The sequence below is a fragment of the Gordonia amarae NBRC 15530 genome (assembly GCF_000241345.1).
Taxonomy (GTDB): Bacteria; Actinomycetota; Actinomycetes; order Mycobacteriales; family Mycobacteriaceae; genus Gordonia; species Gordonia amarae.
On record NZ_BAED01000024.1, the window covers coordinates 92010 to 117263 of the forward strand.

24 protein-coding genes and 2 tRNA genes are annotated in these 25254 nt (G+C 66.6%); 16 read left to right on the forward strand and 10 right to left on the reverse strand.

The genetic code is table 11. From position 1 onward, the window contains the following. The first annotated feature begins 34 nt into the window (after positions 1-34). Positions 35-481, forward strand: coding sequence for an acyl-CoA thioesterase (locus GOAMR_RS07510; protein WP_005184964.1), 447 nt, complete (start codon positions 35-37; stop codon positions 479-481). Then, the gene (locus GOAMR_RS07515; protein WP_005184967.1) at positions 478-1182 is read left to right on the forward strand and encodes a DUF8185 domain-containing protein; all 705 of its coding nucleotides are present in this window, start codon (positions 478-480) and stop codon (positions 1180-1182) included. Before GOAMR_RS07510 ends, GOAMR_RS07515 begins: the two co-directional genes overlap by 4 nt. Here the strand turns inward: GOAMR_RS07515 and GOAMR_RS07520 are convergent. Together GOAMR_RS07520 and GOAMR_RS07525 are read right to left on the reverse strand one after the other, a co-directional pair. Then, positions 1169-3409, reverse strand: a complete 2241-nt coding sequence (locus GOAMR_RS07520; protein WP_005184970.1) for an alpha-amylase family glycosyl hydrolase — start codon at positions 3407-3409, stop codon at positions 1169-1171. The two genes, GOAMR_RS07515 and GOAMR_RS07520, sit on opposite strands and share 14 nt — an antisense overlap. A gap of 188 nt (positions 3410-3597) precedes the next feature. After that, positions 3598-4023, reverse strand: a complete 426-nt coding sequence (locus GOAMR_RS07525; RefSeq protein WP_005184973.1) for a globin — start codon at positions 4021-4023, stop codon at positions 3598-3600. 203 nt (positions 4024-4226) lie between these two features. Here GOAMR_RS07525 and GOAMR_RS07530 point away from each other — a divergent pair, with 203 nt between their 5' ends. The 3 genes from GOAMR_RS07530 to GOAMR_RS07540 all read left to right on the forward strand — a co-directional run bounded on the left by GOAMR_RS07530 (position 4227) and on the right by GOAMR_RS07540 (position 5705). Then, positions 4227-4862, forward strand: a complete 636-nt coding sequence (locus GOAMR_RS07530; RefSeq protein WP_083836886.1) for an HNH endonuclease — start codon at positions 4227-4229, stop codon at positions 4860-4862. A gap of 122 nt (positions 4863-4984) precedes the next feature. Next, positions 4985-5233 (forward strand): aa3-type cytochrome oxidase subunit CtaJ, encoded by a 249-nt coding sequence (gene ctaJ, locus GOAMR_RS07535; RefSeq protein ID WP_005184978.1) that lies wholly within the window; start codon positions 4985-4987, stop codon positions 5231-5233. Next, positions 5220-5705, forward strand: a complete 486-nt coding sequence (locus GOAMR_RS07540; RefSeq protein WP_005184981.1) for a DUF5130 domain-containing protein — start codon at positions 5220-5222, stop codon at positions 5703-5705. The genes ctaJ and GOAMR_RS07540 overlap by 14 nt, the downstream gene beginning before the upstream one ends. Positions 5706-5837: 132 nt before the next feature. Here GOAMR_RS07540 and GOAMR_RS07545 read toward each other — a convergent pair whose 3' ends face one another. Further along, positions 5838-7259, reverse strand: a complete 1422-nt coding sequence (locus GOAMR_RS07545; protein ID WP_050942625.1) for a cation:dicarboxylate symporter family transporter — start codon at positions 7257-7259, stop codon at positions 5838-5840. 185 nt (positions 7260-7444) lie between these two features. Here GOAMR_RS07545 and GOAMR_RS07550 point away from each other — a divergent pair, with 185 nt between their 5' ends. Both GOAMR_RS07550 and GOAMR_RS07555 read left to right on the forward strand, forming a co-directional pair. Then, entirely contained in the window at positions 7445-8992 is a 1548-nt protein-coding gene (locus GOAMR_RS07550; protein WP_050942628.1) for a sensor histidine kinase, read from the forward strand. Then, positions 8989-9681: a response regulator gene (locus tag GOAMR_RS07555; RefSeq protein ID WP_005184991.1), complete on the forward strand. Its 693-nt coding sequence runs from the start codon at positions 8989-8991 to the stop codon at positions 9679-9681. The genes GOAMR_RS07550 and GOAMR_RS07555 overlap by 4 nt, the downstream gene beginning before the upstream one ends. Before the next feature lie 16 nt (positions 9682-9697). Here the strand turns inward: GOAMR_RS07555 and GOAMR_RS07560 are convergent, their stop codons facing one another. Next, entirely contained in the window at positions 9698-10255 is a 558-nt protein-coding gene (locus tag GOAMR_RS07560) for a mycothiol transferase (RefSeq protein ID WP_005184994.1), read from the reverse strand. Positions 10256-10392: 137 nt separating this feature from the next. Next, positions 10393-12966, reverse strand: coding sequence for an aminopeptidase N (gene pepN / locus GOAMR_RS07565; protein ID WP_005184997.1), 2574 nt, complete (start codon positions 12964-12966; stop codon positions 10393-10395). Between the two features lie 129 nt (positions 12967-13095). On the opposite strand from pepN, the gene GOAMR_RS07570 reads away from it, so the two are divergent. From GOAMR_RS07570 to GOAMR_RS07580, 3 genes are all read left to right on the forward strand, one after another. Further along, positions 13096-13704: a mycothiol-dependent nitroreductase Rv2466c family protein gene (locus tag GOAMR_RS07570; RefSeq protein WP_005185000.1), complete on the forward strand. Its 609-nt coding sequence runs from the start codon at positions 13096-13098 to the stop codon at positions 13702-13704. A gap of 104 nt (positions 13705-13808) precedes the next feature. After that, a complete protein-coding gene (locus tag GOAMR_RS07575) occupies positions 13809-14282 on the forward strand; it encodes a ribose-5-phosphate isomerase (RefSeq protein ID WP_005185003.1) in 474 nt (157 codons plus the stop codon). A 35-nt stretch (positions 14283-14317) separates the two neighbouring features. Next, complete coding sequence (locus GOAMR_RS07580) at positions 14318-15136, forward strand: Fpg/Nei family DNA glycosylase (protein ID WP_005185006.1); 819 nt, start codon at positions 14318-14320, stop codon at positions 15134-15136. A gap of 61 nt (positions 15137-15197) precedes the next feature. Here GOAMR_RS07580 and GOAMR_RS25740 read toward each other — a convergent pair whose 3' ends face one another. Continuing rightward, complete coding sequence (locus GOAMR_RS25740; protein WP_259063101.1) at positions 15198-15332, reverse strand: hypothetical protein; 135 nt, start codon at positions 15330-15332, stop codon at positions 15198-15200. 294 nt (positions 15333-15626) lie between these two features. Here GOAMR_RS25740 and sthA point away from each other — a divergent pair, with 294 nt between their 5' ends. After that, positions 15627-17078 carry a Si-specific NAD(P)(+) transhydrogenase gene (gene sthA / locus GOAMR_RS07585; RefSeq protein ID WP_005185009.1) on the forward strand — a complete coding sequence of 484 codons (1452 nt, stop codon included), beginning with the start codon at positions 15627-15629 and terminating at the stop codon, positions 17076-17078. Positions 17079-17170: 92 nt separating this feature from the next. On the opposite strand, the gene GOAMR_RS07590 is transcribed toward sthA, so the two are convergent. From GOAMR_RS07590 to GOAMR_RS07600, 3 genes are all read right to left on the reverse strand, one after another. Continuing rightward, the gene (locus GOAMR_RS07590) at positions 17171-17893 is read right to left on the reverse strand and encodes a L,D-transpeptidase (protein ID WP_005185011.1); all 723 of its coding nucleotides are present in this window, start codon (positions 17891-17893) and stop codon (positions 17171-17173) included. A gap of 330 nt (positions 17894-18223) precedes the next feature. Continuing rightward, positions 18224-18406, reverse strand: coding sequence for a hypothetical protein (locus GOAMR_RS07595; protein ID WP_005185012.1), 183 nt, complete (start codon positions 18404-18406; stop codon positions 18224-18226). A gap of 170 nt (positions 18407-18576) precedes the next feature. Then, positions 18577-18650: transfer RNA gene (locus tag GOAMR_RS07600), tRNA-Gly, on the reverse strand. A 227-nt stretch (positions 18651-18877) separates the two neighbouring features. Between GOAMR_RS07600 and GOAMR_RS07605 the strand changes: the two genes are divergently transcribed. The 5 genes from GOAMR_RS07605 (at position 18878) to clpX (ending at position 23323) form a co-directional block, all read left to right on the forward strand. Beyond that, a tRNA-Pro gene (locus GOAMR_RS07605) sits at positions 18878-18951 on the forward strand. Between the two features lie 105 nt (positions 18952-19056). Further along, positions 19057-20406 carry a trigger factor gene (gene tig / locus GOAMR_RS07610; protein ID WP_005185014.1) on the forward strand — a complete coding sequence of 450 codons (1350 nt, stop codon included), beginning with the start codon at positions 19057-19059 and terminating at the stop codon, positions 20404-20406. 171 nt (positions 20407-20577) lie between these two features. Then, positions 20578-21174, forward strand: coding sequence for an ATP-dependent Clp protease proteolytic subunit (locus tag GOAMR_RS07615; protein WP_005185020.1), 597 nt, complete (start codon positions 20578-20580; stop codon positions 21172-21174). 58 nt (positions 21175-21232) lie between these two features. Beyond that, entirely contained in the window at positions 21233-21922 is a 690-nt protein-coding gene (locus tag GOAMR_RS07620; protein ID WP_005185023.1) for an ATP-dependent Clp protease proteolytic subunit, read from the forward strand. Positions 21923-22042: 120 nt separating this feature from the next. After that, a complete protein-coding gene (clpX, locus tag GOAMR_RS07625; RefSeq protein ID WP_005185025.1) occupies positions 22043-23323 on the forward strand; it encodes an ATP-dependent Clp protease ATP-binding subunit ClpX in 1281 nt (426 codons plus the stop codon). Between the two features lie 121 nt (positions 23324-23444). Here the strand turns inward: clpX and GOAMR_RS07630 are convergent. After that, positions 23445-25254 (reverse strand): FdhF/YdeP family oxidoreductase (locus GOAMR_RS07630; RefSeq protein ID WP_005185027.1); only part of this gene is annotated, 1810 nt, incomplete at its 5' end.

The window sequence follows — 25254 nt, forward strand, 5'->3', positions numbered from 1 at the left end:
CCCGAAGGCGACGATCGCGAGGAGAGGACCGCACGTGCAGGTTGTGGAAGACGAAGGCACCAAGACGGAGCGTGGCTACCTGGTGAAGGTGCCTGTGCGCTGGTCCGACATGGACGTCTACCAGCACATCAACCACGCACGGATGGTCACCCTCCTGGAGGAGGCGCGCATCCCGTGGCTGTTCTACGACGCACGGCCCACGGTGGGCCTGCGCTCGGGCTGCGTCGTCGCCGACCTGCACGTGAAATACCAACTGCAGCTTCGGCATGAGGAAGGTCCCCTGGAGGTGACGATGTTCACCGAGCGGGTCCGGGCCGTCGACTTCACCGTCGGCTACGAGGTGCGGCCCAAGGGTGGCGCCCCCGACTCCAAACCGGCGATCGTGGCGTCCACACAGCTCGTCGCCTTCGACGTCGACACCCAGCGCCTGCGCCGCCTCACCCCGGAGGAGAAGGCCTACCTGCTCGAGTTCGCGAGATGAGCGGGCAGGCCCCCGAACGGTGGGTCCGGGCGGCGACCGATTCCGACCGGGCCGACGCCCTCGCCTTCATAGCGCGGGCGGCCCGGATGAGCGAGGCGGCGGTGATCCGGCTGCACGCACGGCCGGACGGCCGGCTCGGTCTCTGGACTCACACCGGATTCGACGTGCTCGCGACCCGGTCGATCGTCGGGGCGTCCGCTCCCGACGACATCGTCTGCGACGCGGAGCAATTGCGAGGGGTCCTGGCGGGTGCCGCCGCCGGTACGCGGGTCGATCCGGGGTTCACCTTCGGCAGCGCCTGGAAGGGCGCACTGCCACCGGCCGGTGGCTACACCCACGTCGATGACGTTCCCGCCCGGTCGGTGGTCGAACTCGCGCGCAGCGGTGCCAAGCTCGCCCGCACCGAGGGCAGCGCGCATGGACCGGCGACGGGTTTGCTCGACCAGGGTGTGCTTGAGGTGGCGCCTGCCGACGGACAGCAGCCGGTGACGATCATCCTGCGATCGGTGTTCGCGCTGACCGCCATGGGATTCATCCGCGATGCCGATGGCCGGGAGGTCACCGACACCTCCGACCTGACCCGGATCGCCGCCGACGAACCGGTGCGGGTGCGGGCGTCGGCGGCCTGGATCAGGATCGACGCCCGCTTCGGCTCGGTCTACCAGCGCCGCAGCCGGGACCTGACGGTCACTCCGCTGTAGCGGTGTCCTCGGGTCCGGCGTCGGCGGCGGTGTCGGTGTATTCGGCGAGCCACGCCGCCGACCGGGGCGGCAGCAGACCGTCGGTGAGCGGGTAGCTCGACAGCAGCAGCTCACCCGGCGGAAGCTCCACCGGCTCGGCGGTGGTATTGAGCGCGCAGATCAGGTGTCCCTCGGACCGGCGGAATGCCAGGCACCCCTCCGGAGCCCCGTACCATTCGACCGTCGAACCGGTGAATTCCTTTCGGGAATACCGCAATTCGATGGCCTGGCGGTACAGCGACAGGGTCGAGCCCACATCCTCGAGCTGGGCTTCCGCAGTGAACGGGCCCCACGAGTCAGGCATCGGCAGCCAGGTGCCGGCGGCGCTGCTGAAGCCGTACGGGGGTTCGGTGCCCTCCCACGGGATCGGCACCCGGCAGTTGTCCCGGCCGCGCTCGGTGTGACCCGACCGCTCCCACACGGGATCCTGCAGGGCCTCGTCGGGCAGATCGACGTTCGGCAGACCGAGTTCGGCGCCGTTGTAGATGAAGATCGATCCCGGCAGCGCCAGTTCGACAAGAGCCATCGCCCGTGCGGCCAGGATGCCGTCGGCGAGCGCCACCTCCGGATCGGTGCCGGCGGCGACCTCGGGTGCGTAGCGGCTCACCTCCCGGTCGACGTCGTGATTGGACAGGGTCCAGGTGGGTGTGCCGTTGACACTGAGCACCGCATCCAGCGAGTTCTCGATGGCCGACCGGACCGACTCGGCGGTGAAGTCCGCCTTGGCGAGCCGGAAATTGAAGCCCAGGTGCAGCTCGTCGGGCCGCAGATACTCGGCGAACCGCTCGTTGTCCTCCACCCAGATCTCACCGACGTTGGCCGCACCCGGGTAGTCGTCCATGACTGTGCGGATCTTGCGGTGAATGTCGTGCACCGCATAGTTGTTGAAGCGCGGATCGTCGTCGCTGTTCTCCAGCAGCCGCGTGGAGTCCAGGTCCATGTCGGGCAGGTCCTCCGGCTTGGCCATGCCATGCGCCACGTCGATGCGGAAGCCGTCGACCCCGCGATCGAGCCAGAACCGCAGCGTCTTCTCCAGATCCTCGAAGACCTCCGGATTCTCCCAGTTCAGGTCCGGCTGTTCGGGGGCGAAGATGTGCATGTACCACTGACCCGGCGAGCCGTCGGCCTCGGTGATCCGGCGCCAGGCCGGTCCGCCGAACACGCTGTGCCAGTTGTTGGGCGGCTCGTCACCGTTCTCGCCGCGCCCGTCGCGGAAGATGTACCGGGCGCGTTCGGGACTGCCCGGCGCCGCTGCCAGCGCGGCCTGGAACCACTCGTGCTGATCGCTGGTGTGGTTGGGGACCAGATCCATGGTCACCCGGATGTTGCGGGCGTGGGCTTCGGCGATCAGATTGTCGAACAGGGCGAGGCTGCCGAAGACGGGGTCGATGTCGCGGGGATCGGACACGTCGTACCCGTGGTCGGCCATGGGGGAGCGCATGATGGGACTGAGCCAGATCGCGTCCACGCCCAGCAGTTCCAGATATCCGAGGCGGCTGATGACGCCCATGAGGTCGCCGACACCGTCGCCGTTGGCGTCGGAGAACGACCGCGGATAGATCTGGTAGAAGATCGCGTTCATCCACCACGTCGTGTCAGAGGTACTGAGCTGGGTGGCAACCCGGGGCTGGGCGGGTGCGACCTGCTCCGGCGATGCGACCGCGTCATCGGCATCAACCGCGTCATCGGCATCAACCGGGTCATCGGCATCAACCGGGTTATCGACCGCTGCCGCGTCGGGGCCGGGGGTGATCGTGGGTGCTGTCGATGCATCCTCGCCGTGCTCGTCGGCATCAGCGGGTGAGTCGGCGGTATCAGATGTCCCGGTCTCGTCGGGTGCGTCGGTCGGAACCTGCTCGTCGGCCTCGGGCTCGGCGTCGAGATCGGTCGGTTCCGGGGTGCTCGGCTGTTCCGCCTCGTCGGCCTGCCCCGACTCGCCCGACTGGGCTGTATCGTCCGACTGGGCTGAATCGTCGGCCTGGGCTGATCCGCCCGCCGATTCCGGTTCGGTGTGCTCGACGTTCTCCTGACCCGACTCTTCCGGGGCGGCGATCTCCTGCTCTGCGTCAGCGCGTACAGGGGTGCCGGTATCGCCCGGCACGGACTCACCGCCGGTGGCCGGCGCGGGCGTCTCGTCGGAGGTGCCGAAGGGTTCGGCGGGGGCGTCAGGGGTTGTCTGGTCGCTCACGACCGCAATTTTGCCCTAATCGCGCCGCCTGTCCTAAACATCCCTCAGGTTGGGTGGCGGACGTGTCGCCTGGATATCAGGGCAGCCCACTGTGGCAGGAGGGACAGTACGAGGTCGATCGCGGGCCGGAACGCGCCGGATCGGTCGAAGCGGAACACATCCGGCAGGGGGCCGATCGGGTGGGCCGATCAGAACGCCGAGTTGACCATCATCTGCGCGGCCATCTCCACATACTCGGTCAGGGCCTGCCGGTGGGCCGCGTCGAGGGTCGACTCCTCGATCGAGGCGATGGCCGTGCGCATGCACCGCAGCCAGGCGTCCTTCTCGATCGGGCCGATCCGGTACGGGTTGTGCCGCATCCGCAGGCGTGGATGTCCGCGCTGGTCGGAGTACGTCCGTGGGCCACCCCAGTACTGTTCGAGAAACATCCGCAGGCGCTCCTGCGCGGGTCCGAGATCCTCCTCGGGATACATCGGCCGCAGCACCTCGTCACGCGCGACCTCCTCGTAGAAGCGGGCGGCGATGCGGGCAAACGTGCGGGAGCCGCCCACCGCGTCGTAGAAGGTCTGTTCGGCGGGGGCCTGTCCGGGGCTGTCGGAACTCACGTCGCCCATTGTCCCGGGTGATGGGCAAGGCATCAAACACGGCCGCACAATGCCGACGATCCGTGTTCCGGCGAATCATGTCCTCACCCGCCCCGATACCGGCGGTCATCTGTTGTTCACGTGATCGACCAGCGTCGACGGGTTTATTTCCCGTGCATCTGCCGGACAACCGTGGTCAACTGGTCTCGTCCGATGTCGACCTGGGAGGCAGTATGACGCGACACGCGCACCACAGCCCACGAGGCGGCGTCGAGCGCGCACACATGACAGTGCTGCCCGGTGCCGGTGACACCCATTCGGCGTCTGACGAGGGCAACCGGGGTGGCACGTACTGGGGCAGGCGCAGGGTGTTGCTGCTCAACGCCACCTTCGAACCGCTCACCGCCGTCACCATCCGGCGGGCGATCGTGCTGGTGCTGCGCGACCGGGCAGACGTCGTGCACGCCGATGCCGCCGGCAACAGTGTGCACTCGGCCGGGATGGCGATCCCCGTGCCCACCGTGATCCGGCTGCGCACCTATGTGCGGGTGCCGTACCGTGCGTCGGTCCCGCTGACCCGCGCCGCGCTGATGCACCGCGACCACTTCCGCTGCGGCTACTGCGGCACAAAGGCCACCACCATCGACCACATCGTGCCGCGCAGCCGCGGCGGCGGGCACAGCTGGGAGAACTGCGTGGCGTGCTGCGCGAGCTGCAACCACCGCAAGGCCGACAAGCTGCTCAGCGAACTCGGGTGGACCCTCCGGGTGGTACCCGCGGCCCCCAAGGGCAGGCACTGGCGGCTGCTCGCCACCGTCAAGGTCATCGACCCCGACTGGGTTCAGTACATCGACGCCGGCGCCGCCTGAGCAGGGCAACCGCGGCGCCGCGCGCGGGGTCTACGACACTGCGTAGGGGTAAGTGCCCGCCCGGTCGCCGCGTGGTCTAAATTGATCACCAATAGGTGCACCACACTGATCGGAAGGGTGACATGGAAGACCTGATCGTCCCAATCGGAGTGCCCATCACAATCCTCGTCCTGCTGGCTGTTGCGGCGTGCGTGGTGTCGATGACGTTCTCGGGTGGGCTCAAGTACCCCAAGGTGCAGATCTACACCCTTGACCAGAAGTGGACGCATAAGCCGCTGCTGTTCAGCGCTACCGACATTGCTCCGATGTCCGCTGAACGGCACGCGGAGTCCGACGACGTAGACGGAGGTACGGCAAGTGGCAAGTGGTGACGTGGCCCACAATACGGGCGACCTGGCGGCCGCATCGAGCGCATTGCCTATGGGAACGGTCGTCACCAACAGCGGCCGGGTGTCGGCCACCCGTTTCCCGGGTGACGCTCCCACCACGCCGCCGTTCAGCCGTGACGAGCTGATCGCCCTCGACGACGCCCTCAAGGAGTCGAGCGAGGTCGCACGAGTGCGCTTCTCGGTGTTCATCGGTGACCTGGGCACCGACGCGGTGTCGGACGCCAAGGCCATCCTCGGCAAGGCGCCCGAGCCGTACAACGGCGCGCTCATCGCGGTCTCGCCCAACACCAAGGACGTCGTGGTCGTCTCTGGCAAGGATGTCGCAGACCGCGTCAACGACCGGGTCGCGCAGCTCGGCGTGTCTGCGGCGATCACCAGCATCCGGCAGGGCAACCTGATCGACGGACTGGTTGCCGCGCTGCACGTGATGGCTACCGCCGCTGCCGCGTCCTGACAGACGGACTGGTTGCCGCGCTGCACGTGATGGCTACCGCCGCTGCCGCGTCCTGATCCTGGCATCATTCAACGACTTCGGCCGCCCCTCCCTTTCGGGGAGAGGCGGCCGAAGTCGTTGTGCTGTGCGGGTCTAGGCGGTGGCGGTCCCCGCCGTCGCGGGTGTCTTGCCGGCGGTGCCGTCCTCGTCGGCGCCGGGCAGATGCAATTGGTCCTCGTCGAGCATGGTGTCCTCGTTGAACGGGTCCTCGCCGCGCAGGACCGAGTGGACGCGGGCCTTGTCGACGGTGCCGGTCCACGAACCGACCAGCAGCGTCGCGACGGCGTTGCCGGAGAAGTTGGTGACCGCGCGGGCCTCGGACATGAACCGGTCGATGCCGACGATCAGCCCGACACCGTCGAGCATTTCGGGCCGGTGCGCCTGCAGACCACCGGCCAGGGTGGCCAGCCCGGCGCCGCTGACGCCGGCCGCGCCCTTGGAGGCGATGATCATGAAGGCCAGCAGACCGATCTGCTCACCGATCGACAGCGGATCACCCATCGCGTCGGCGATGAACAGCGAGGCCATCGTCAGGTAGATCGCGGTGCCGTCGAGATTGAACGAGTAGCCGGTGGGCACCACGACACCGACGGTGGTCTTCTCCACCCCGAGGTGTTCCATCTTGGCGATCAGGCGCGGCAGTGCCGACTCGGACGACGAGGTGGCGAAGATCAGCAGGTATTCGCGGGCCAGGTAGCGCACGAGACGGAACACCGAGAAGCCTGTGACCGTCCGCAGGATCACGCCGAGCACACCGAAGACGAAGATCAGGCAGGTCAGGTAGAACGCGAGCATCAGTACGAGCATCTGGCCGACTGCCTTCCAGCCTGTCTGCCCGACAACCCCGGCGATCGCGCCGAACGCACCGATCGGGGCGACCCACAGGATCATCGTCAGCACCTTGAAGACGAGCTTCTGCAGGTACGCGATGGTCGTCAGGATCGGTTCTCCGACGCGGCCCATGCCCTGGATCGCGAAGCCGACGAGCAGCGCGACGAACAGGGCCTGCAGCACGCTGCCCTCGGTGAGTGAGGAGAACATCGACGTCGGGATGATGGATTCGAGGAACTCGATGGTCCCGCCCGCCTCATGTGCCTTCTCGGCCAGTTCGTCGCCCTTGCCTGCCGTGGCGGTGATGTCCAGACCCGTGCCGGGCTGGATGATGTTGCCGACGATCAGGCCGATGGCCAGTGCGAGCGTCGACATGCAGAGGAAGTAGATAAACGCCAGGCCACCCACTTTGCCGACGGTGGCCGCTTTCCGCACCGAGCCGATGCCGAGGACGATGGTGCAGAAGATGACCGGGGCGATCATCATTTTGATGAGACTGACGAACATCGACCCGAGGAACGCGATGTCCTCGCCGACGCCCGGCGCCACCAGGCCGACGATCACACCGCTGACGACGGCGACGATCACGGCGATGTACAGCCAATGCGTACGATCGCGCTTCTGGACCAACCGTTCCGGTGACGGCGCGGGAGCCGCGTCCTCATCGCCTGTTCTGAACCCCAATGTTCTGCCTTTCTCCTGTGACGCCGCGCACCCTGACGTGGGTGCCGGTAAGAATTGTCTGGTAACGACGTGATTCGGGTCACGGTTGTGTTCATTTCGTTCACCGACGGGCTACGAGGGGGAGGAGTGGTGTGCGTAGGCTGGTGCCGCGGACCTTGGCCGGGCAGTCCATCGCGGCCGCACTGATGGTCGTTGTCGTGATCGTTGTCGGGGCGGTGGCGCTGGCCGCGGTCGACGCCCGGCGGGATGCCGACTCCACCGCGCGGAAAGAGGTGACCGCGGTGGCGCTCAGCCTGGCCGAGATGCCGGCGACCGCGCGGGCACTGGCCTCCGAGCGGCCCAGCGAGGTGCTGCAGGCCATCAGTGAACGGGTCCGGAGCAAGACCGGCGTCGCGTTCATCACCATCATGGGCCCTGACGGCACCCGGTACACCCATACCAACCCCGAGCGGATCGGGGAGAAGTATCTGGGCAGCACCGCGCAGGCGCTGGCCGGGCACGTATACACCGAGACCTACACGGGAACTCTCGGGCCGTCGATCCGCACCATCGCCCCGGTCGTCGACGATGAGCGGGTTGTCGGGATGGTGGCGGTCGGTATCACGCAGCGGACCCTTGCCCAGGGCTGGCGCTCACAGCTGCCGTTGATCGTCGAGATCGCCCTGGCCGCGCTGATCGCGGCATTCGTCGGACTGTGGCTGGTGCGCCGCAGGCTGTTGCGGGCGACAGGCGGACTGCCGCCCCGGGATCTGCGGATCATGTACGAACATCACGACGCCGTCCTGCACGCGGTGCGAGAAGGTTTGCTGGTCATCGAGGACGGGCGCATCGTCCTGATCAACGACGAGGCGAGCCGGCTCCTCGGAGACCTGGCACCCGATCTCTCGGGCGCCCCGGACTTTCTGCGTGACGCGGGACCGGTGCTCGAGGACGAACTCGTCGCCTACCGGGGCAGGGTCCTCGTGGTGAACCGGGCCGAGGTTCCGGGTCGCTCGGTGTCGTCGGTGGTCACGGTGCGTGACCGCACTGAACTGTCCGAGGCGATGGGTGAACTCGACTCGATGACCCGGTTCGCCGAGGCGCTGCGGTCGCAGGCGCATGAGTCGGCCAACCGGATGCATACGATCGTCGCGATGATCGAGCTGGGCCGTGCCGACGACGCCGCGGCGATGGCCACCACCGAACTCGAACTGTCCCAGCACCTGATCGACACGATGACCGAAGCGGTGCACGAACCCGCGCTGGTGGCGTTGCTGCTGGGTAAGAGCGCACAGGCCTCCGAACGCGGTATCGCCTTCACCCTGACCGAGGATTCGCAGCTCGACGATGCCGAGACGGCGGTACTCACGCCGCGTGACTTGGTCACCGTGGTGGGTAACCTCGTCGACAATGCCCTCGACGCCGCCGCCGACGATCCGTGGGTGGAGGTGTCGGTGTCCGGCGGCAGCTCGGGGGTCAGGATCGTGGTCGCCGACAGCGGACCCGGTATGGATCCGGACACGTTCGCGGCGGCGCGGCAACGGGGATTCTCCACCAAGTCGGGCGGTGACGACCTGGGCCGCGGATTGGGACTGGCACTGGTGGCACAGGTTGTCGCGGCACACGGCGGTGAACTGAGGGCGGAGAACACCTACGGTTCGGTGGTCACCGCCGACATCCCCGCCCATCCGGCGGGGCCGGTCTCCGGAACACCGGTGACACCGGGCACGGCGGCCGGCGGCGGAGTGCGATGATCCGGGTACTGATCGTCGAGGACGATCCGCTGATCGCCGCCGCACACCGCGAATACCTGGACCGCATAGGCGGGTTCGAGGTCGTCGACGCGGTGGCGACGGCACAGCTGGGGCTGCGCAGGGCATCGGAGGCGGCGGCCGCCGGCAACCCGGTGGGGTTGGTGTTGCTCGACCTCGGGCTTCCCGACGCGCGGGGTGTGGATCTGGCGGCGGCGCTGTCGGGGGTGCGGCCCGAACCCGACATCATCGCGATCACCGCCCAGCGGGACCTGGCCAGCGTGCGCAGCGCGATGGCGCACGGGGTGCTGCTGTACCTGCTCAAGCCGTTCACGTTCGCCGGTTTTCAGGAGAAGATCGGCCAGTACCTGCGCTACCGGGACGCGCTCGGCGCCGGCGGCGATGCGGTGAGTCAGCGCGACGTGGACCGGGCGCTGGCCGTCCTGCGCACCGCGGACGATCGCAGCACCGCCCGCAAGGGTGCGGCCCCGGCCACCGAGGACGCCGTCGGCCGCGCCGTCCGGGATTCCGAGGCGGGTCTGACGGCTTCGGAAGTGGCTGCGGCGGTAGGAAGTTCGCGGGTCACCGCATGGCGGTATCTGGAGCGGCTCGGTGACGACGGAACCGTGGAGCGGGTCACCGAATACGGCACCACCGGCCGCCCGCAGATCCGTTACCGGTGGCGCCGCTGATTCCGGTTGCGGCCCTTCAGAACTGGTCCGCCCACTCCTGGCCCTCGGAGATCGCGGCCATGGTGGTCTGTCCGTCGAGCGCCTCCCGGATGATGTCGGCGTGCCCGTTGTGGTGGGCGTACTCGCGGATCTTGTTGAGCACCATGGTGCGGACCGTCGACCACTCCCGCTCTGGCGCCCAGGGCGCGGTCGGCTGCGGGATGGCCTCGTCAAGACTGTCAACAAGGACGATCACCTGGTCGAAAGCCTCTGTCGCCGCATCGAATTCGGTCAGCCAGTCGGCGAGCGTCTCGTCTGGGAGCAGTTCGTAGTTGTGCGCCAGCGCCACCATGTCCACTTCGGCGTCCTCATCGCGTTCGGTGATCACCTTGGCGGTGCTCCGGTCGCCGGAGGCGAGGTGCTTCACCAAGCCGCCAAGCGTCAGCTCGCTGACGGTGGTGCGCCTGCGTGCCTGTTCCTCGGTCAGATTGCGCACGGTGACACGGAACAGGTTGCGCTGATCGGCCAGAATGGTCAGCAATTCCAGCTTTTCGCCGGTGACATCGGGAACGGTGACTGCGGTGTAGAGGCCCATCGGATTCTCGCTTCTCTGGTTCGGATTGTGACCTCTCCGACGCTACGAGCGATAGCGGACACCTCCGGTCCGCGTTCGGCAAAAGATCTCGGTGGCCTGGGCACGCGTACCCAGGCCACCGAGATTGTGGTGTGCGATCAGCTCGCGTCGAACACCTGGTTGCGCAGTGAGCGGGCGACACCGTCACGGCCCTCGGAGATCAGCCGGCGCAGGGCCGACGGGTGCTCCTCGGCGAGGAAGGTGTCGGCGGCGGCGATGCCTTCCTCGTTGATCGCCCAACTCGGGTACAGGCCGAGCACCACGGTCTGCGCGACCTCGCTGGAGCGACGCTCCCAGATGCCGGGGATCGCGGCGAAATACTTGGCGACATAGTCGCCGAGCAGACCGCCCTGACCCGAGCGGGCGAAGCCCTCGATGAGGGTGCGGGTGTAGATGTTGGCCAGCTCGTCGTTCTCGGTGGCCTGAGTCCACGTGTGCGCCTTGGCCTCTGCCAGCGGACGCGAAGCCCGGGCCGCGGCCGCCTGACGGGTGCCCGCGGCGGTGTTGTCGCGCTGTTCCTCGGCGTCGATGACCGGGGTCGAGTCCGGATCGGTGTCGATGGCGCCGGCTGTGGCCAGGGCACGCACCAGCTTCCAGCGCAGGTCGGTGTCGACCGTCAGCCCGGGCAGGCCGTGCGCGGCCGGGTCGTCGCCGTCGAGAAGACCCCGGACAACCGGGATCTGGTCGTCGTTGAGGCGGCCGGCGAGCAGCGTGTTGACGAAGGCGAGCTGATGATCGGAACCGGCCTCCGACGCCTGGGCGAGCTCGAACAGCCGGGCCGAGAACTCCGGCCAGCCGGTGGCATCGGCCCACGCGGGATCGGCATAGGAATCGAGCGCGGTGGTGGTCTGCAGCAGAACCCGCTGCACCACACCGATTTCCGACTCCGCGGCGATACCGGCGGATACCAGCGCCACAAAGTCGCGGGCCTTCATCTCCGCCTGCCGCGTCATCTCCCAGGCGGCCGACCAGATCAGCGTGCGGGGCATCGAATCAGCGATGTCGGCGACCCGGGAGGTGGCCGTGGCCAGGGAGTCGGGATCCAGGCGTACCGAGGCGTAGGTGAGGTCGCCGTCGTTGAGCAGCACCAGCGCGCCACGAGACACCCCGACCAGGTCGGGGACCTCGGTGGTGGCGCCCTCCACGTCGAGTTCGACGCTGTGGGTCTGCTCCAGCTTGCCCGAACCGTTGTCGTCGTAGATGCCCACCCGCAACCGGTGCACGCGGGTCTCACCGGCGCCGGGCTGAGCGCCCTCCTGCACGATCACGAAGCGGGTGAATCTACCGTCGGCGTCGACGTCGAAATCGGGGCGCATCACGTTGATGCCGGTGGTCTTGAGCCACTGGCTGCCCCAGTCCGAAAGGTCCCGGCCCGACGAACGTTCCAGTGCGGCAAGGAGGTCGGAGAAGGTGGCGTTGCCGAACTTGTGGGCGGCGAAGTAGTCGCGCAGTCCGGCCAGGAAGGGCTCCAGGCCGACATAGGCGACGAGCTGTTTGAGCACCGAGGCGCCCTTGGCGTAGGTGATGCCGTCGAAGTTGACCTCCACGGCCGCGATATCGGGGATGTCGGCGGCCACCGGATGCGTGGACGGGAGCTGATCCTGGCGGTACGCCCACGACTTCTCGACATTGGCGAAGGTGGTCCAGGCGCTGGTGTACTCGGTGGCCTCGGCCTGGCACAGCACCGAGGCGAAGGTGGCGAAGGACTCGTTGAGCCACAGGTCATCCCACCAGTCCATGGTCACCAGGTCGCCGAACCACATGTGCGCCATCTCGTGCAGCACCGTCTCGGCGCGACGTTCGTACAGGTACTTGGTGACGCGCGAGCGGAACACGTAGTCCTCCAGGAAGGTCACCGCGCCGGCGTTCTCCATCGCGCCCGCGTTGAACTCGGGAACGAAGAGCTGATCGTACTTGCCGAAGGCGTACGGAATACCGAAGTTCTTGTGGTAGAACGCGAATCCCTGCTTGGTCTCGGTGAACAGGCGGTCGGCGTCCATGAACTCGGCCAGCGAGGCGCGGCAGTAGATGCCCAGCGGGATGGTGCCGTGCTCGTCGGAGTAGATGTCGGACCACTGCGCGTACGGGCCGGCGATGAGCGCCACCAGGTAGGTGCTCATCGGGGCGGTCTCGGCGAACACGTGCTTACCGTCGGTGACCTCCTCGGTGGCGCCGTTGGAGATCACCTTCCAGTCGGCGGGGGCATTCACCGTCACCGAGTACGTGGCCTTCAGATCGGGCTGGTCGAAGCAGGCGAACATGCGCTTGGCGTCGGCGGTCTCGAATTGCGAGTACAGGTACACCGCGTTGTCGGTGGGGTCGACGAAGCGGTGCAGACCTTCACCGGTGTTGGAGTAGGCGCAGTTGGCGACCACGGTCAGTTCGTTCTCCGCGGCCAGGTTATCGAGTGTCAGGCCCACGGACTCGTCGAAACCGCTGACGTCGACCGGCGCGCCGTTGAGTGTTGCCGACACCAGCTCCGGGGCCACCAGGTCGATGAACGTGCTCGCACCCGGTGTCGCGGAGAAGCGCACCGTGGTGGTGGAGGCGAACGTCTTCTCACCCGGCGCGCCGGCGCCGTCGGTCAGGTCGAGGTCGATGGCGTAATGGGCGACATCGATGATCGCCGCGCGGGCACGGGCCTGGTCTCTGGTCAGATTAGGAGCGGTCACCCTGGCCAGCTTAGTGGCCGTTCCCGGCGCCGGTAGGGCAATAGATTCCGCCACGGGCGGAATCAGAACGCAGGCGGCGTAGTTGTACCGCAGTGCTGGTACCGCAACGCCGAAAGGACCGTAGCTTCTATGTCGTCACGAGACCGTGTGGATTTCTGGTTCGACCCGCTCTGCCCTTGGTGCTGGATCACCTCGCGCTGGATCCTGGAGGCCGAGAAGGTGCGGCCCATCGACGTGAACTTCCACATCATGAGCCTGGCCGTGCTCAACGAGGGCAAGGACATCCCCGACGAGTACCGCGAAGGCCTCAAACACGCGTGGCGGCCCGTCCGGGTACTGGCCGCTGCCGCCGCACAGCGCGGCGACGAGATCCTCGCCCCGCTGTACGCCGAGCTCGGCACCCGCCTGCACAACCAGGGCAACAAGGACTTCGACGTGGTGATCCCCGAATCGCTCGCCGCGCTCGGACTCGACCCGGCGCTCGCCGACGCCGCCGACAGCACCGAGTTCGATGACGTGATCCGCACCAGCCACCACGAGGGTATGGACAAGGTGGGCGACGACGTAGGCACCCCGACCATCCACATCAACGGGGTGGCGTTCTTCGGGCCGGTGCTCTCGCGGATCCCGCGCGGAGAGACCGCGGGTGTGGTGTGGGACGGTGCCGTCGCACTCTCTTCCTACCCGCACTTCTATGAGCTCAAGCGGACCCGCGACGAGGCACCCGAATTCGACTGATCCCGGGCTCGACCGACCGCGACCGCCCCGCCCGCTCAGCGCCGGGGCGGTTTGGGGTCCGGGGCTTTTCGGTCCGGGCAGGGTTGCGCTCTATAGTCGACGCCATGCGTGTCTACCTCGGTGCCGACCATGCCGGATTCGAACTCAAGAACCAGATCGCCGACCACCTCAAGGCCACGGGCCACGAGGTCGTCGACTGTGGGGCGCACGTCTACGACGCTCTCGACGACTATCCCGCCTTCTGCATCGACGCCGCCGCCAAGACCGTCGCCGACCCGGGCAGCCTGGGCATTGTGCTCGGCGGCAGCGGCAACGGTGAGCAGATCGCGGCCAACAAGGTGCCCGGCGCCCGCTGTGCGCTGGCGTGGAGCGTCGAGACCGCGCAGCTCGCGCGTCAGCACAACAACGCCCAGCTGATCGGCATCGGCGGCCGTATGCACTCGGTGGAGGAGGCCTTCGCCATCGTCGACGCGTTCCTCGCGACGCCGTGGTCGGAGGAACCGCGCCACCAGCGGCGCATCGACATCCTCGCCGAGTACGAGCGCACCGGTGAGGCCCCCGAGGTCCCGCAGGCCTGACCGCGCCCTTAGCGCCCCCGACGTAGGACCGATCTGTGCCCGAAGGTCATACGCTGCACCGTCTCGCCGGTAGGCAGCGCAAGCTGCTCGGCGGCAAGACGGTGGCGGTGACCAGCCCGCAGGGACGGTTCGCCGAGGGTGCCGCCGTCGTCGACGGCATGGTCTTCCACACCGCGGAGGCCTGGGGTAAACACCTGATTCAGCGGTACCGGCCGTTCGCCGGGGCACGTCGCTCCGGTGAACGGCTCATTCATATTCATCTCGGCCTGTACGGTGCCTTCAGCGAGCAGACCGCGCCGATGGCGCCGCCCGTCGGGCAGGTTCGCCTCCGGATCGAGGCCACCGATGTCGGTGTGGACCTGCGCGGACCCAGCGCCTGTCAGCTCTATACCCCGGCCGACCTCGACGCCCTGGTGGCCCGGCTCGGACCGGATCCGCTGCGGCGCGATGCCCGGCCCGAGCGCGCGTTCGCGGCGATCGCCAGATCCACGCGGCCGATCGGCGCGCTGCTCATGGACCAGAAGGTGATGGCGGGAGTCGGGAATGTCTACCGCGCCGAGGTTCTCTTCCGGGCCGGTATCGACCCGTACAGACAAGGCACCCGCATCAGCCATGACGATTTCGAGGCCCTGTGGGCCGATCTCGTGACGCTGATGCGGGTGGGTGTCCGGAAGGGCCGGATTCATGTGGTGCGCCCGGCAGATGACCACGGAGCGCCGTCGTATGCGGCGGACCGGCCGCGCACCTATGTGTACAGGCGGGCCGGCGAGGACTGCCGGATCTGCGGGACGACCGTCGCGCATGCGGTGCTCGACGGTCGGAATCTGTTCTGGTGTCCCGCATGCCAGCGGTGAGTCGCGCCGTAACACGATCGGCGGCGATCGGGTCGGGGCTCACCGGGCATCGGACGGGGAATCAGCGACTTTCGGCGCGCTGAGCCATGATCAGCAGTTCGTCGCGCTGCGACTGGCTGGGAATGCGCGCGATCTTGCTGTAAAGGCTCCGGTGAGCGGTGGACTGGAAATGAGCACGAAGACGTGCGAATGCCATGACGAGTGTCTCCTTTGATTTGTTGGCCGTCATATGTTTCGGGCGAGGCTTCCCGAACGTTACATATGTGTAAACGCGCTATCCGGCGCGGATGATCCCGAACGTGTCCAAGCACACCCCGGCACCGGATTGTGTTGCGGGAGTCACTGTCTACCGGGTGACCGTGGATGACAGAAAATATGAATCTGTTCACCGGATGTCTAATGAAATTAGCCTTCTCGACATGCGGACGCATTCGTCCTGACCCTAGGATCGTCGGGACAAAAGTCCCATCGGTGAGGCGGAGAAACCACAGTGGACCATTTTGACGTGGTAGTGATCGGATCGGGCCCGGCCGGGCAGAAGGCGGCGATCGCGGCCGCCAAGCTCGGCAAGAGGGCGGCGATCGTCGAACGTAAACACATGATGGGCGGCGTCTGCATCAACACCGGCACCATTCCGTCAAAGACACTGCGGGAGGCCGTGCTTTACCTGACCGGCCTCAATCAGCGTGAGCTGTACGGGGATTCGTACCGACTCAAATCCGATATCACCGTTACCGATCTGGCGGCCCGCACCAATCACGTCGTCTCCCGCGAGATCGACGTGATTCGGCATCAGCTCGCCCGGAACTCGGTGATGATGTTCGTCGGTAGCGCGCGCTTTGTCGGTCCCAACGAGATCACGGTCGAGGACGCGACCGGTGACCTCAAGCACGTCCGCGGTGATTACTTCGTCGTCGCCGTGGGAACACGTCCCGCACGACCACCGAGCGTCGACTTCGACAGCGAGACCGTCGTCGACTCCGATCAGATCCTCGGACTGGACCGGGTGCCCTCGTCGATGGTGGTGGTCGGTGCGGGTGTCATCGGAATCGAATACGCGTCGATGTTCGCGGCCCTCGGCAGCAAGGTGACAGTGATCGAGAAACGGCCGACGATGCTGGATTTCTGTGACCGGGAAATCGTGGAATCACTGCAGTATCAGCTCCGAGACCGCGGGGTGACCTTCCGTTTCGGGGAATCCGTGAAGACCGTTGAACGGCATCCGTCGGGAACGCTGACGATACTCGAATCCGGGAAAGTCATTCCGGCGGACACCGTGTTGTACTCGGCCGGCAGGCAGGGGGTGAGCGACGAACTCGATGTCGAGGCCGCGGGTCTGACCGCCGACTCACGCGGCCGGCTGAAGGTCGACGAGAACTACCGCACCGAGGTGGAGCACATCTACGCGGTCGGCGACATCATCGGCTTCCCGGCGCTGGCCGCCACCTCCATGGAACAGGGGCGCCGAGCCACCTACCATGCCTTCGGCGAGCCGGTGGGCGTGGTAAACGACGACCTGCAGCCGATCGGCATCTACGCCATCCCCGAACTGAGCTTCGTCGGACGGACAGAGGACCAGCTCACCGCGGCCAACGTGCCGTTCGAGGTCGGGGTCGCCCGCTACCGGGAGCTGGCCCGGGGCGCGATCATAGGCGACTCGTACGGCCTGCTCAAGTTGCTCGTGCACGCGGAGGAACGGACTCTGCTCGGGGTGCACGCCTTCGGCAGCAACGCCGCCGAACTCGTCCACATCGGTCAGACGGTGATGGGTCTGGGCGGGACCATCGACTACCTCGTCGACGCGGTGTTCAACTATCCGACCCTCGCCGAGGGGTACAAGGTGGCAGCCCTCGACGCGGTGAACAAGATGCGGGCGATCGAGCGTGTGCGAACCAAGGGCCTGACAGGAGACCTCGACGCGGGGGAGAGTCCGCTGCCCTGATTCGTGCACCCGCTCACATAGAGACGAGAGCCCGGTCCGAGTGGATCGGGCTCTCGTGTGGGCACCGCCGACATGCGGCGGCGCGGATACTGCTAGTCGCCGGTGTACTGGCCGCCGACGGTGCCGCGGACGACGATCGGGGTGCCCTGGGGGACGTTGTCATACACCCACTTGGCGTAGGCGTTGGTGACGTTGATGCAGCCGTGGCTCACATTGCTGTTGCCCTGCTGCGCCACCGACCACGGAGCACCGTGGATGAAGATGCCGTCCCACGACATGCGGGTCGCGTACTCGACGTAGGTGCGGTAGCCCTCAGGGGAGTTGATCGGCACACCGTACGTGGACGAATCCATGTACATGTCCCGGTACTTCTCCTTGGTGTGGTACACGCCGTTGGGAGTGGGGTGCTTGTTCGAGCCCATCGAGATCGGCATCTGCTTGACCAGCTTGCCGTTGTGCCACCAGTAGATCTGATGCTTGGAATCGATCGCAAGCGCCACGTAGCCGGTCGAGGTCTGCACATTCGGGATGGCGGGGACCCACGGCTTGGGCGCCGGCGGCGGGGTGGTGGGCTTCGGTGTGGTCTTGGTGGGCGTCGGCGTCTGAGTGAGCGTCGGCGGCTTCGGCGTGGTCTTGGGGGTGACCTTCGGCGTCGTCAGACCGGGGATCTCGACGGGGGGCAGCCCGGGGATCACAGTGACGGGTGCGGCACTGGCCAGACCCGGGAATGCGAGAACCACAGCAAGCGCGCCGACGGCCACACCGGTGATCCGGCGACCGGAGCGGTGATGCGTACGTCGTTTCGTTGTCAGCACTGGGATAGAAACCTTTGCTTTTGTGTATCAGTGGTTGCGCATCCCCCGACGCGCGGAATACATCGTTACATAACCGTTGTCGATCGGCCAAAGGCTTGTGCGGTAACGCACTTCGCCGAACCAAAAAAGCGTGGTGGGCGCGGTGAACTCCCATGTGTGATACTCGTCACAGAGTTTTGACCATGGGGCGAATGTCGGGAATGCGTGATGCCGGTGTGGCGCATGTGAATTCAGCATCTGGGGCAATTCCGCATACTTCTGGCGCGTGTCCGTGTCGGGGCCGCACCGGGTCGCCGCCCGGGTGTCCGGGCGGCGACTGCCTTGCGAGGGTCAGGCCGACTGGTACTCGGTGCTCAGATGCCGGGCCGGCTGGGCGCAGGCCTCGTTGCGGCACACGAGCATCACGTCGGTCCGGTCCTGGCCGCCGGGCGCGTGTGTCATGTCATGGCGCAGGAACAGCAGCTCCCCGCAGGTGGGGCAGCGACGCTGGGTTTTGGTGTGCGTGGTGGACATGGTCCCAGGGTACGCGCGATGTGGTGTACATCACAGTTCGCGGGGAGGGGGTGACGTAGTGCCTCGCAATTGGGGCCTTAATACCCGGCGTGGAGATGGGCCGTTCGTTGAGCGTCGGATATAAGGAAATACCCCCGGTGCCGTCACGGTTTCCGGGGGTATTTCGCCGATGGAGCGGGTGACGGGAATCGAACCCGCGTAGCTAGTTTGGAAGACTAGGGCTCTACCATTGAGCTACACCCGCGTGCGCGAGCCGCCGCCGGGATCCGTCGATCTCCGTCTGCCGCTTGTGCGCTGCCGACTGTACCGGGTGGGTCCGGCAAACCTGAAATCGGTCCCCGTGTCCGCGGTCGTCCCGTGTTGGGGGCACCGGTGTAGGGGGGTGTACGGCGGCCCCGTACTATATGCGGTTGGCCCTGCACGATGCCCTGTGTCGGATGAGTTCGACGCGTGGCCGGACGGTGGGGCGATCGGGATGTGGCGCAGCTTGGTAGCGCATCCGCTTTGGGAGCGGAGGGTCGCAGGTTCAAATCCTGTCATCCCGACTCATTTCATCAGCCAGACCTCAAGTACCACCCAAACTCCAAGTAAACGACCCACTCACACCAAGACGCACGGAACAGATCCGGCGCAGACCAAGGAGCATCCGAGTGAAGAGCACCGTCGAGCAGTTGAGCCCCACCCGTGTGAAGCTCAACGTCGAGGTTCCGTTCGACGAGCTGTCCGCAGAGTTCGACCGGACCTACCGCACCTTGGCCTCGCAGATCCGCATCCCGGGCTTCCGTCCCGGCAAGGCCCCGGTGAAGCTGATCGAGGCCCGCGTCGGCCGTGACTCGATCCTGGCCCAGGTGGTCAACGACGCGCTGCCGGCCAAGTACTCCGAGGCAGTCGCGGAGACAGAGACCAAGGCCATCGGCCAGCCCGAGATCGACCTGGCCGAGCTGGTGTACGGCGAGACCATCACCTTCACCGCCGAGGTCGACGTGCGCCCCGAGATCGAGTTGCCCGACTACTCGGCGCTCGCCGTCGAGGTCGATCCGATCGAAATCGCCGACTCCGACGTCGACGAGCAGCTCGAGGGCCTGCGCGCCCGCTTCGGCACCCTGGTCGGTGTCGACCGCGGTGTCGAGAGCGGCGACTTCATCTCCATCGACCTGTCCGCCACCATCGACGGCGAGGCCGTCGAGGAGGCCTCGACCGAGGGCCTGTCGCACGAGGTCGGCTCCGGCGAACTGATCGACGGCCTCGACGAGGCCGTCACCGGTCTCAAGGCCGGCGAGTCCAAGGTGTTCACCAGCAAGCTGGTGGCCGGCGACCACACCGGTGAGGATGCCGACATCACCGTGACAGTCAACTCCGTCAAGGTACGCGAGCTCCCCGAGCTCGACGATGACTTCGCGCAGCTGGCCAGCGAGTTCGACACCGTCGACGAACTCAAGACCAGCCTCCGCGAGCGGGTCGAGAACTCGAAGAAGGCCGAGCAGGCCACCCAGATCCGCGACAAGGTGCTCGAGCTGCTGCTGGAGACCGTCGAGATCCCGCTTCCGGAGAAGGTCGTCGAGGACGAGGTCGAGGGTCAGCAGCACCAGGTGATCCACGCGCTCGGGCACGACGACGAGCAGCTCGCCCGCTTCCTCGAGGCGCAGGGCACCACCCGCGAGGAGTGGGACGCCGAGGCCCGCGAGTCGGCCGAGAAGTCGGTGCGGACCCAGCTGCTGCTCGACGCCATCGCCGACCAGCAGGAGACCGAGGTCGGCCAGGACGAGCTCACCCAGCAGATCGTGTTCCAGGCGCAGCGTTACGGCCTGGCCCCGCAGGACTTCATCCAGCAGCTGACCCAGGCCAACCAGGTCGGCGCCGTGTACGCCGACGTGCGCCGTGGCAAGGCGCTGGCCGCGATCGTCGGCGATGTCACGGTCACCGACACCACCGGTGCCGCCGTGGACACCTCTGAGTTCTTCGGCCCCGACGACGCCGAGGGCGCGGCGGACGAGAGCTGACCGCGACGGTCGTCACAGCTGTGACAGCCGGTGCCGGGGCATCCCCGGCACCGGCTGTTCTGCTCTGAGCGAAGTACTGCCCGCGCGGCACTGACGAGGCCCCCGAATTGGCTAGTGTCGTTGGGGAACACATGCATGACAGTCACATCACGACAGGTAAAGGTAGGAACTGTGAGTGAGCCGACCATCCACACACCCGCGCGCATGAGCTCGGGCGTGGCCGGGCTGAACCTGACCGACTCGGTCTTCGAGCGACTTCTGCGCGAGCGCATCATCTTCCTCGGCACCCAGGTCGACGACGACATCGCCAACCGGCTGTGCGCACAGATCCTGCTGCTCGCGGCGGAGGATCCGGAGCGCGACATCAACCTGTACATCAACTCGCCGGGCGGATCGGTGACCGCGGGCATGGCCATCTTCGACACCATGCAGCTCGCCAAGTGCGACGTGGCAACCTACGCGATGGGCATGGCCGCCTCGATGGGGCAGTTCCTGCTCGCGGCCGGCGCCAAGGGCAAGCGGCACGCACTGCCGCACGCGCGGATCATGATGCACCAGCCGTCGGCGGGCATCGGCGGTACCGCGGCCGACATCGCCATCCAGGCCGAGCAGTTCGCGGCCACCAAACGCGAGATGAACCGGCTCAACTCCGAGTTCACCGGTCAGCCGCTGGAGAAGATCGAGGCCGACGCCGACCGCGACAAGTGGTTCACCGCGGCCGAGGCCAAGGAGTACGGCATCGTCGACCGCGTCATCGAGCGTGCCTGAGCACCTCGGGCCCTCGATTCTTCCCATACATCGGCCACTCATCCACGGAGCAGAGAAGATGACCAACACCTACTCGCCAGAGGTCGCAGCCGGAATCCCGGCATCAGTCGACTTTGTGCGCAGCATCCAGGCCCGCTACATCCTGCCGCAGTTCATCGAGCACACCCCCAACGGTCAGCGGCAGTACGACCCGTACGCCAAGCTCTTCGAAGAGCGCATCGTGTTCGTCGGCACCCCGATCGACCAGACCGTCGCCAACGACGTGATGGCGCAGCTGCTGGTGCTGGAGTCCCAGGACCCCGACCGCGACATCACGATGTACATCAACTCGCCCGGCGGCAGCGTGCCCGACATGCTCGCCATCTACGACACCATGCAGTACGTGCACTGCGACATCGTCACCGTGTGCCTCGGTGAGGCTGCGTCGGCGGCGGCCATCCTGCTCGCCGGCGGTACCCCGGGCAAGCGCGCCGCGCTGCCCAACGCCACGATCCTGATCCACCAGCCGCGCACCGGCGGTGCCTTCCAGGGCCAGGTGTCGGATCTGGAGATCCAGGCCGCCGAGATCGAGCGCATCCGCAACCGGCTCGACGAGATCCTGGCGGGCCACACCGGACAGCCCGCGGACAAGATCCGCCGCGACACCGACCGTGACAACATCCTGACCGCCGCGCAGGCCAAGGAGTACGGCATCGTGGACGAGGTCTTCGAGTACCGCAAAAAGTCGATGAAGACCCCCACGACGTAGGCCGGACCGGATCTTTCTCATTCACGAATGCCCGCGACATTTGCCGGTAACGGTCGAAGTTCGGGCTGTTCACGGGTACCGTCGGGGTACCGACCCGACAGGAAGTAGGTAGAGCACGAGATGGCGCGTATCGGAGACGGTGGGGACCTGCTCAAGTGCTCTTTCTGTGGAAAGAGTCAGAAGCAGGTCAAGAAGCTGATCGCCGGGCCCGGGGTCTACATCTGCGATGAGTGCATCGATCTGTGCAACGAGATCATCGAAGAGGAACTCGCCGAGAACGGTGACGTGAAACTCGACGAGTTGCCCAAGCCCGCCGAGATCCGTGACTTCCTCGAGAACTACGTCATCGGTCAGGACACGGCCAAGCGGACGCTCGCGGTCGCGGTCTACAACCACTACAAGCGCATCCAGGCGGGGGAGAAGAAGGACGCGCGCGGTGGTGAGACCGTGGAGATCGCCAAGTCGAACATCCTGATGCTCGGCCCCACCGGCTGCGGCAAGACCTACCTGGCGCAGACGCTGGCCAAGATGCTCAACGTTCCCTTCGCCATCGCCGACGCCACGGCGCTCACTGAGGCCGGGTACGTGGGTGAGGACGTCGAGAACATCCTGCTCAAGCTCATCCAGGCCGCCGACTACGACGTCAAGCGGGCCGAGACCGGCATCATCTACATCGACGAGGTCGACAAGATCGCCCGCAAGAGCGAGAACCCGTCGATCACCCGCGACGTATCGGGCGAGGGTGTGCAGCAGGCGCTGCTGAAGATCCTGGAGGGCACGCAGGCGTCGGTGCCGCCGCAGGGCGGTCGCAAGCACCCGCACCAGGAGTTCATCCAGATCGACACCACCAACGTGCTGTTCATCGTGGCCGGTGCCTTCGCCGGACTCGAGAAGGTGGTGTCCGAGCGGATCGGCAAGCGTGGCATCGGTTTCGGCAACGAGGTCACCAGCAAGGACGCCATCGACACCACCGATCACTTCGCGGAGGTGCTGCCCGAGGATCTGATCAAGTTCGGTCTGATCCCCGAGTTCATCGGCCGTCTGCCGATCGTCGCGTCGGTGACCAACCTCGACAAGGAATCGCTGGTCACCATCCTGTCTGAACCCAAGAACGCCCTGGTCAAGCAGTACACCCGGCTGTTCGAGATGGACAACGTCCAGTTGGAGTTCACCAAGGACGCCCTCGAAGCGGTGGCCGATCAGGCCATCCACCGTGGCACCGGTGCCCGTGGCCTGCGCGCCATCATGGAAGAGGTCCTGCTGCCGGTGATGTACGACATCCCGAGCCGGGACGACGTCGAGAAGGTTGTGGTGACCGGAGAAACGGTGCGCGACAACGTTCTTCCGACCATCGTCCCGCGCAAGGACAACCCGGAGGAGCGTCAGGACAAGACCGCCTGATCTCAGGTCCGCTGCCCTCAACCCCGCCGGTTGAGGTGCGAGCTTGCGAGCCTCGAAACCCGGTGAGGCGACAATGTCGTCTTGCGAGGTTTCGAGGCTCGTCGCTTACGCTCCTCGCACCTCAACCGGCGAGAGGATCACCCGGCGGGGTGGTTCGTTCCAGCCTGACCACCACCGCCTTGGACACCGGGGTGTTGGAACCGCGGGCCACCGAACCGAGGGGGACCAGCGGGTTGGTCTCGGGATAGTAGGCCGCGACGTTGCCGCGCGGGGTGTCGTAGGCGACGAGCTGGAAGTCGTGGACGCGGCGTTCCTCGGGACCGTCGGCGCCGTCGAATTCGGAGACGATGTCGACGTGATCGCCGGCTCGCAGGCCGAGCCCGGCGATGTCGGCGGCGTTGACCATCACCACCCGACGGTTGCCCTTGATCCCGCGGTAGCGGTCGTCGTGACCGTAGACGGTGGTGTTGTACTGGTCGTGGCTGCGCAGCGTCTGCAGGATGAGCCTGCCCTCCGGGATCCGGACCCAGTCCAGCGGCTCGACGGTGAAGTTGGCGAGTCCGGTGGCAGTCGCGAACGTACGGCTGTCGCGCGGCGGGTGCGGCAGCACGAATCCGTCGCTGCGGCGGACACGGGTGTTGAAGTCCTCGAAGCCGGGAATGACCCGCGAGATGCGGTCCCGGATCAGGTCGTAGTCGTCGCGCATCGCTGCCCAGTCCACCGGATGGTCGGCACCGAACACATTGACGGCCAGATCGGCGACGATAGCCACCTCGCTGTGCAGTTCAGGGGATGCCGGTGGCAGGGAACCGCGCGACAGATGGACCACCGACATCGAATCCTCGACCGACACCAGCTGCTTCTTGCCGCCCGTGGTGTCGCGGTCGGTACGGCCCAGCGTCGGCAGGATCAGCGCGGCCCGGCCGGTGACGGTGTGCGACTCGTTGAGCTTGGTCGAGATGTGTACCGTGAGTGCGCATTTGCGTAGCGCCGCCGCGGTCAGCTCGGTGTCCGGTGCCGCGGAGACGAAGTTCCCGCCCATGCCGATGAACACCCGCACCTCGCCCCGGTTCATCGCGCCGATCGCGTGAACGGTGTCGAAGCCGTGTTCGCGGGGGCTGACGATGCCGAACTCCTTGTCCAGCGCACCGAGGAACGATTCGGGCATCTTCTCGAAGATGCCCATCGTCCGGTCGCCCTGCACGTTCGAGTGCCCACGCACCGGGCACAGACCCGCGCCCGGCTTGCCGACCATCCCACGTAGCAGCAGGACGTTGGTGCCCTCACCGATCGTGGCCACCGAATGCCGGTGCTGGGTCCAGCCCATCGCCCAGCACAGCACGGTGCGCTTGGACGACATCATCGACTCGGCGAGCTGTTCGATCTGGGCACGGCTCAGGCCGGTGGCCTCCACGACGTCGTCGAAGTCGAGGTCGTCGAGGAGCGCGAGGTAGTCGTCGACCCCGCCGCAGTGCGTGTCGAGGAAGTCCCGGTCGAACACCGTGCCCGGGTTTGCGCGTTCGGCGTCGAGCATGAGGCGGGCCACGCCACGGAACAGCGCCATGTCGCCGCCGAGGCGGATCTGCAGGAAGTCGTCGGTGAGCGCGGTGCCCCTGCCGATCACGCCGCCCACCTGTTGCGGATCCTTGAAACGCATCAGCCCGGCCTCGGGAAGCGGATTGATGGCGACGATCCGCGCGCCGTTATGTTTGGCCTTCTCCAGCGTCGCGAGCATCCGCGGATGGTTGGTGCCCGGATTCTGTCCGGCGACGATGATCAGGTCGGCGATCTCCAGGTCGGGCACCGTCACCGACCCTTTGCCGATGCCGATCGCGTTACCCAGGGCCGTGCCCGACGATTCGTGGCACATGTTGGAGCAGTCGGGCATGTTGTTGGTGCCGAGGCTGCGGGCGAACAGCTGATAGATGAAC

What these genes read in the sequence shown, in the direction of transcription:
- GOAMR_RS07515 (WP_005184967.1), top strand. Translation starts at nt 478, where the DNA reads ATGAGCGGGCAGGCCCCCGAACGGTGGGTCCGGGCGGCGACCGATTCC.
- GOAMR_RS07525 (WP_005184973.1), bottom strand. Translation starts at nt 4,023, where the DNA reads ATGGGCGACGTGAGTTCCGACAGCCCCGGACAGGCCCCCGCCGAACAG.
- GOAMR_RS07530 (WP_083836886.1), top strand. Translation starts at nt 4,227, where the DNA reads ATGACGCGACACGCGCACCACAGCCCACGAGGCGGCGTCGAGCGCGCA.
- ctaJ (WP_005184978.1), top strand. Translation starts at nt 4,985, where the DNA reads ATGGAAGACCTGATCGTCCCAATCGGAGTGCCCATCACAATCCTCGTC.
- GOAMR_RS07550 (WP_050942628.1), top strand. Translation starts at nt 7,445, where the DNA reads ATGGTCGTTGTCGTGATCGTTGTCGGGGCGGTGGCGCTGGCCGCGGTC.
- GOAMR_RS07555 (WP_005184991.1), top strand. Translation starts at nt 8,989, where the DNA reads ATGATCCGGGTACTGATCGTCGAGGACGATCCGCTGATCGCCGCCGCA.
- GOAMR_RS07560 (WP_005184994.1), bottom strand. Translation starts at nt 10,255, where the DNA reads ATGGGCCTCTACACCGCAGTCACCGTTCCCGATGTCACCGGCGAAAAG.
- GOAMR_RS07570 (WP_005185000.1), top strand. Translation starts at nt 13,096, where the DNA reads ATGTCGTCACGAGACCGTGTGGATTTCTGGTTCGACCCGCTCTGCCCT.
- GOAMR_RS07575 (WP_005185003.1), top strand. Translation starts at nt 13,809, where the DNA reads ATGCGTGTCTACCTCGGTGCCGACCATGCCGGATTCGAACTCAAGAAC.
- GOAMR_RS25740 (WP_259063101.1), bottom strand. Translation starts at nt 15,332, where the DNA reads ATGGCATTCGCACGTCTTCGTGCTCATTTCCAGTCCACCGCTCACCGG.
- GOAMR_RS07595 (WP_005185012.1), bottom strand. Translation starts at nt 18,406, where the DNA reads ATGTCCACCACGCACACCAAAACCCAGCGTCGCTGCCCCACCTGCGGG.
- GOAMR_RS07620 (WP_005185023.1), top strand. Translation starts at nt 21,233, where the DNA reads ATGACCAACACCTACTCGCCAGAGGTCGCAGCCGGAATCCCGGCATCA.
- clpX (WP_005185025.1), top strand. Translation starts at nt 22,043, where the DNA reads ATGGCGCGTATCGGAGACGGTGGGGACCTGCTCAAGTGCTCTTTCTGT.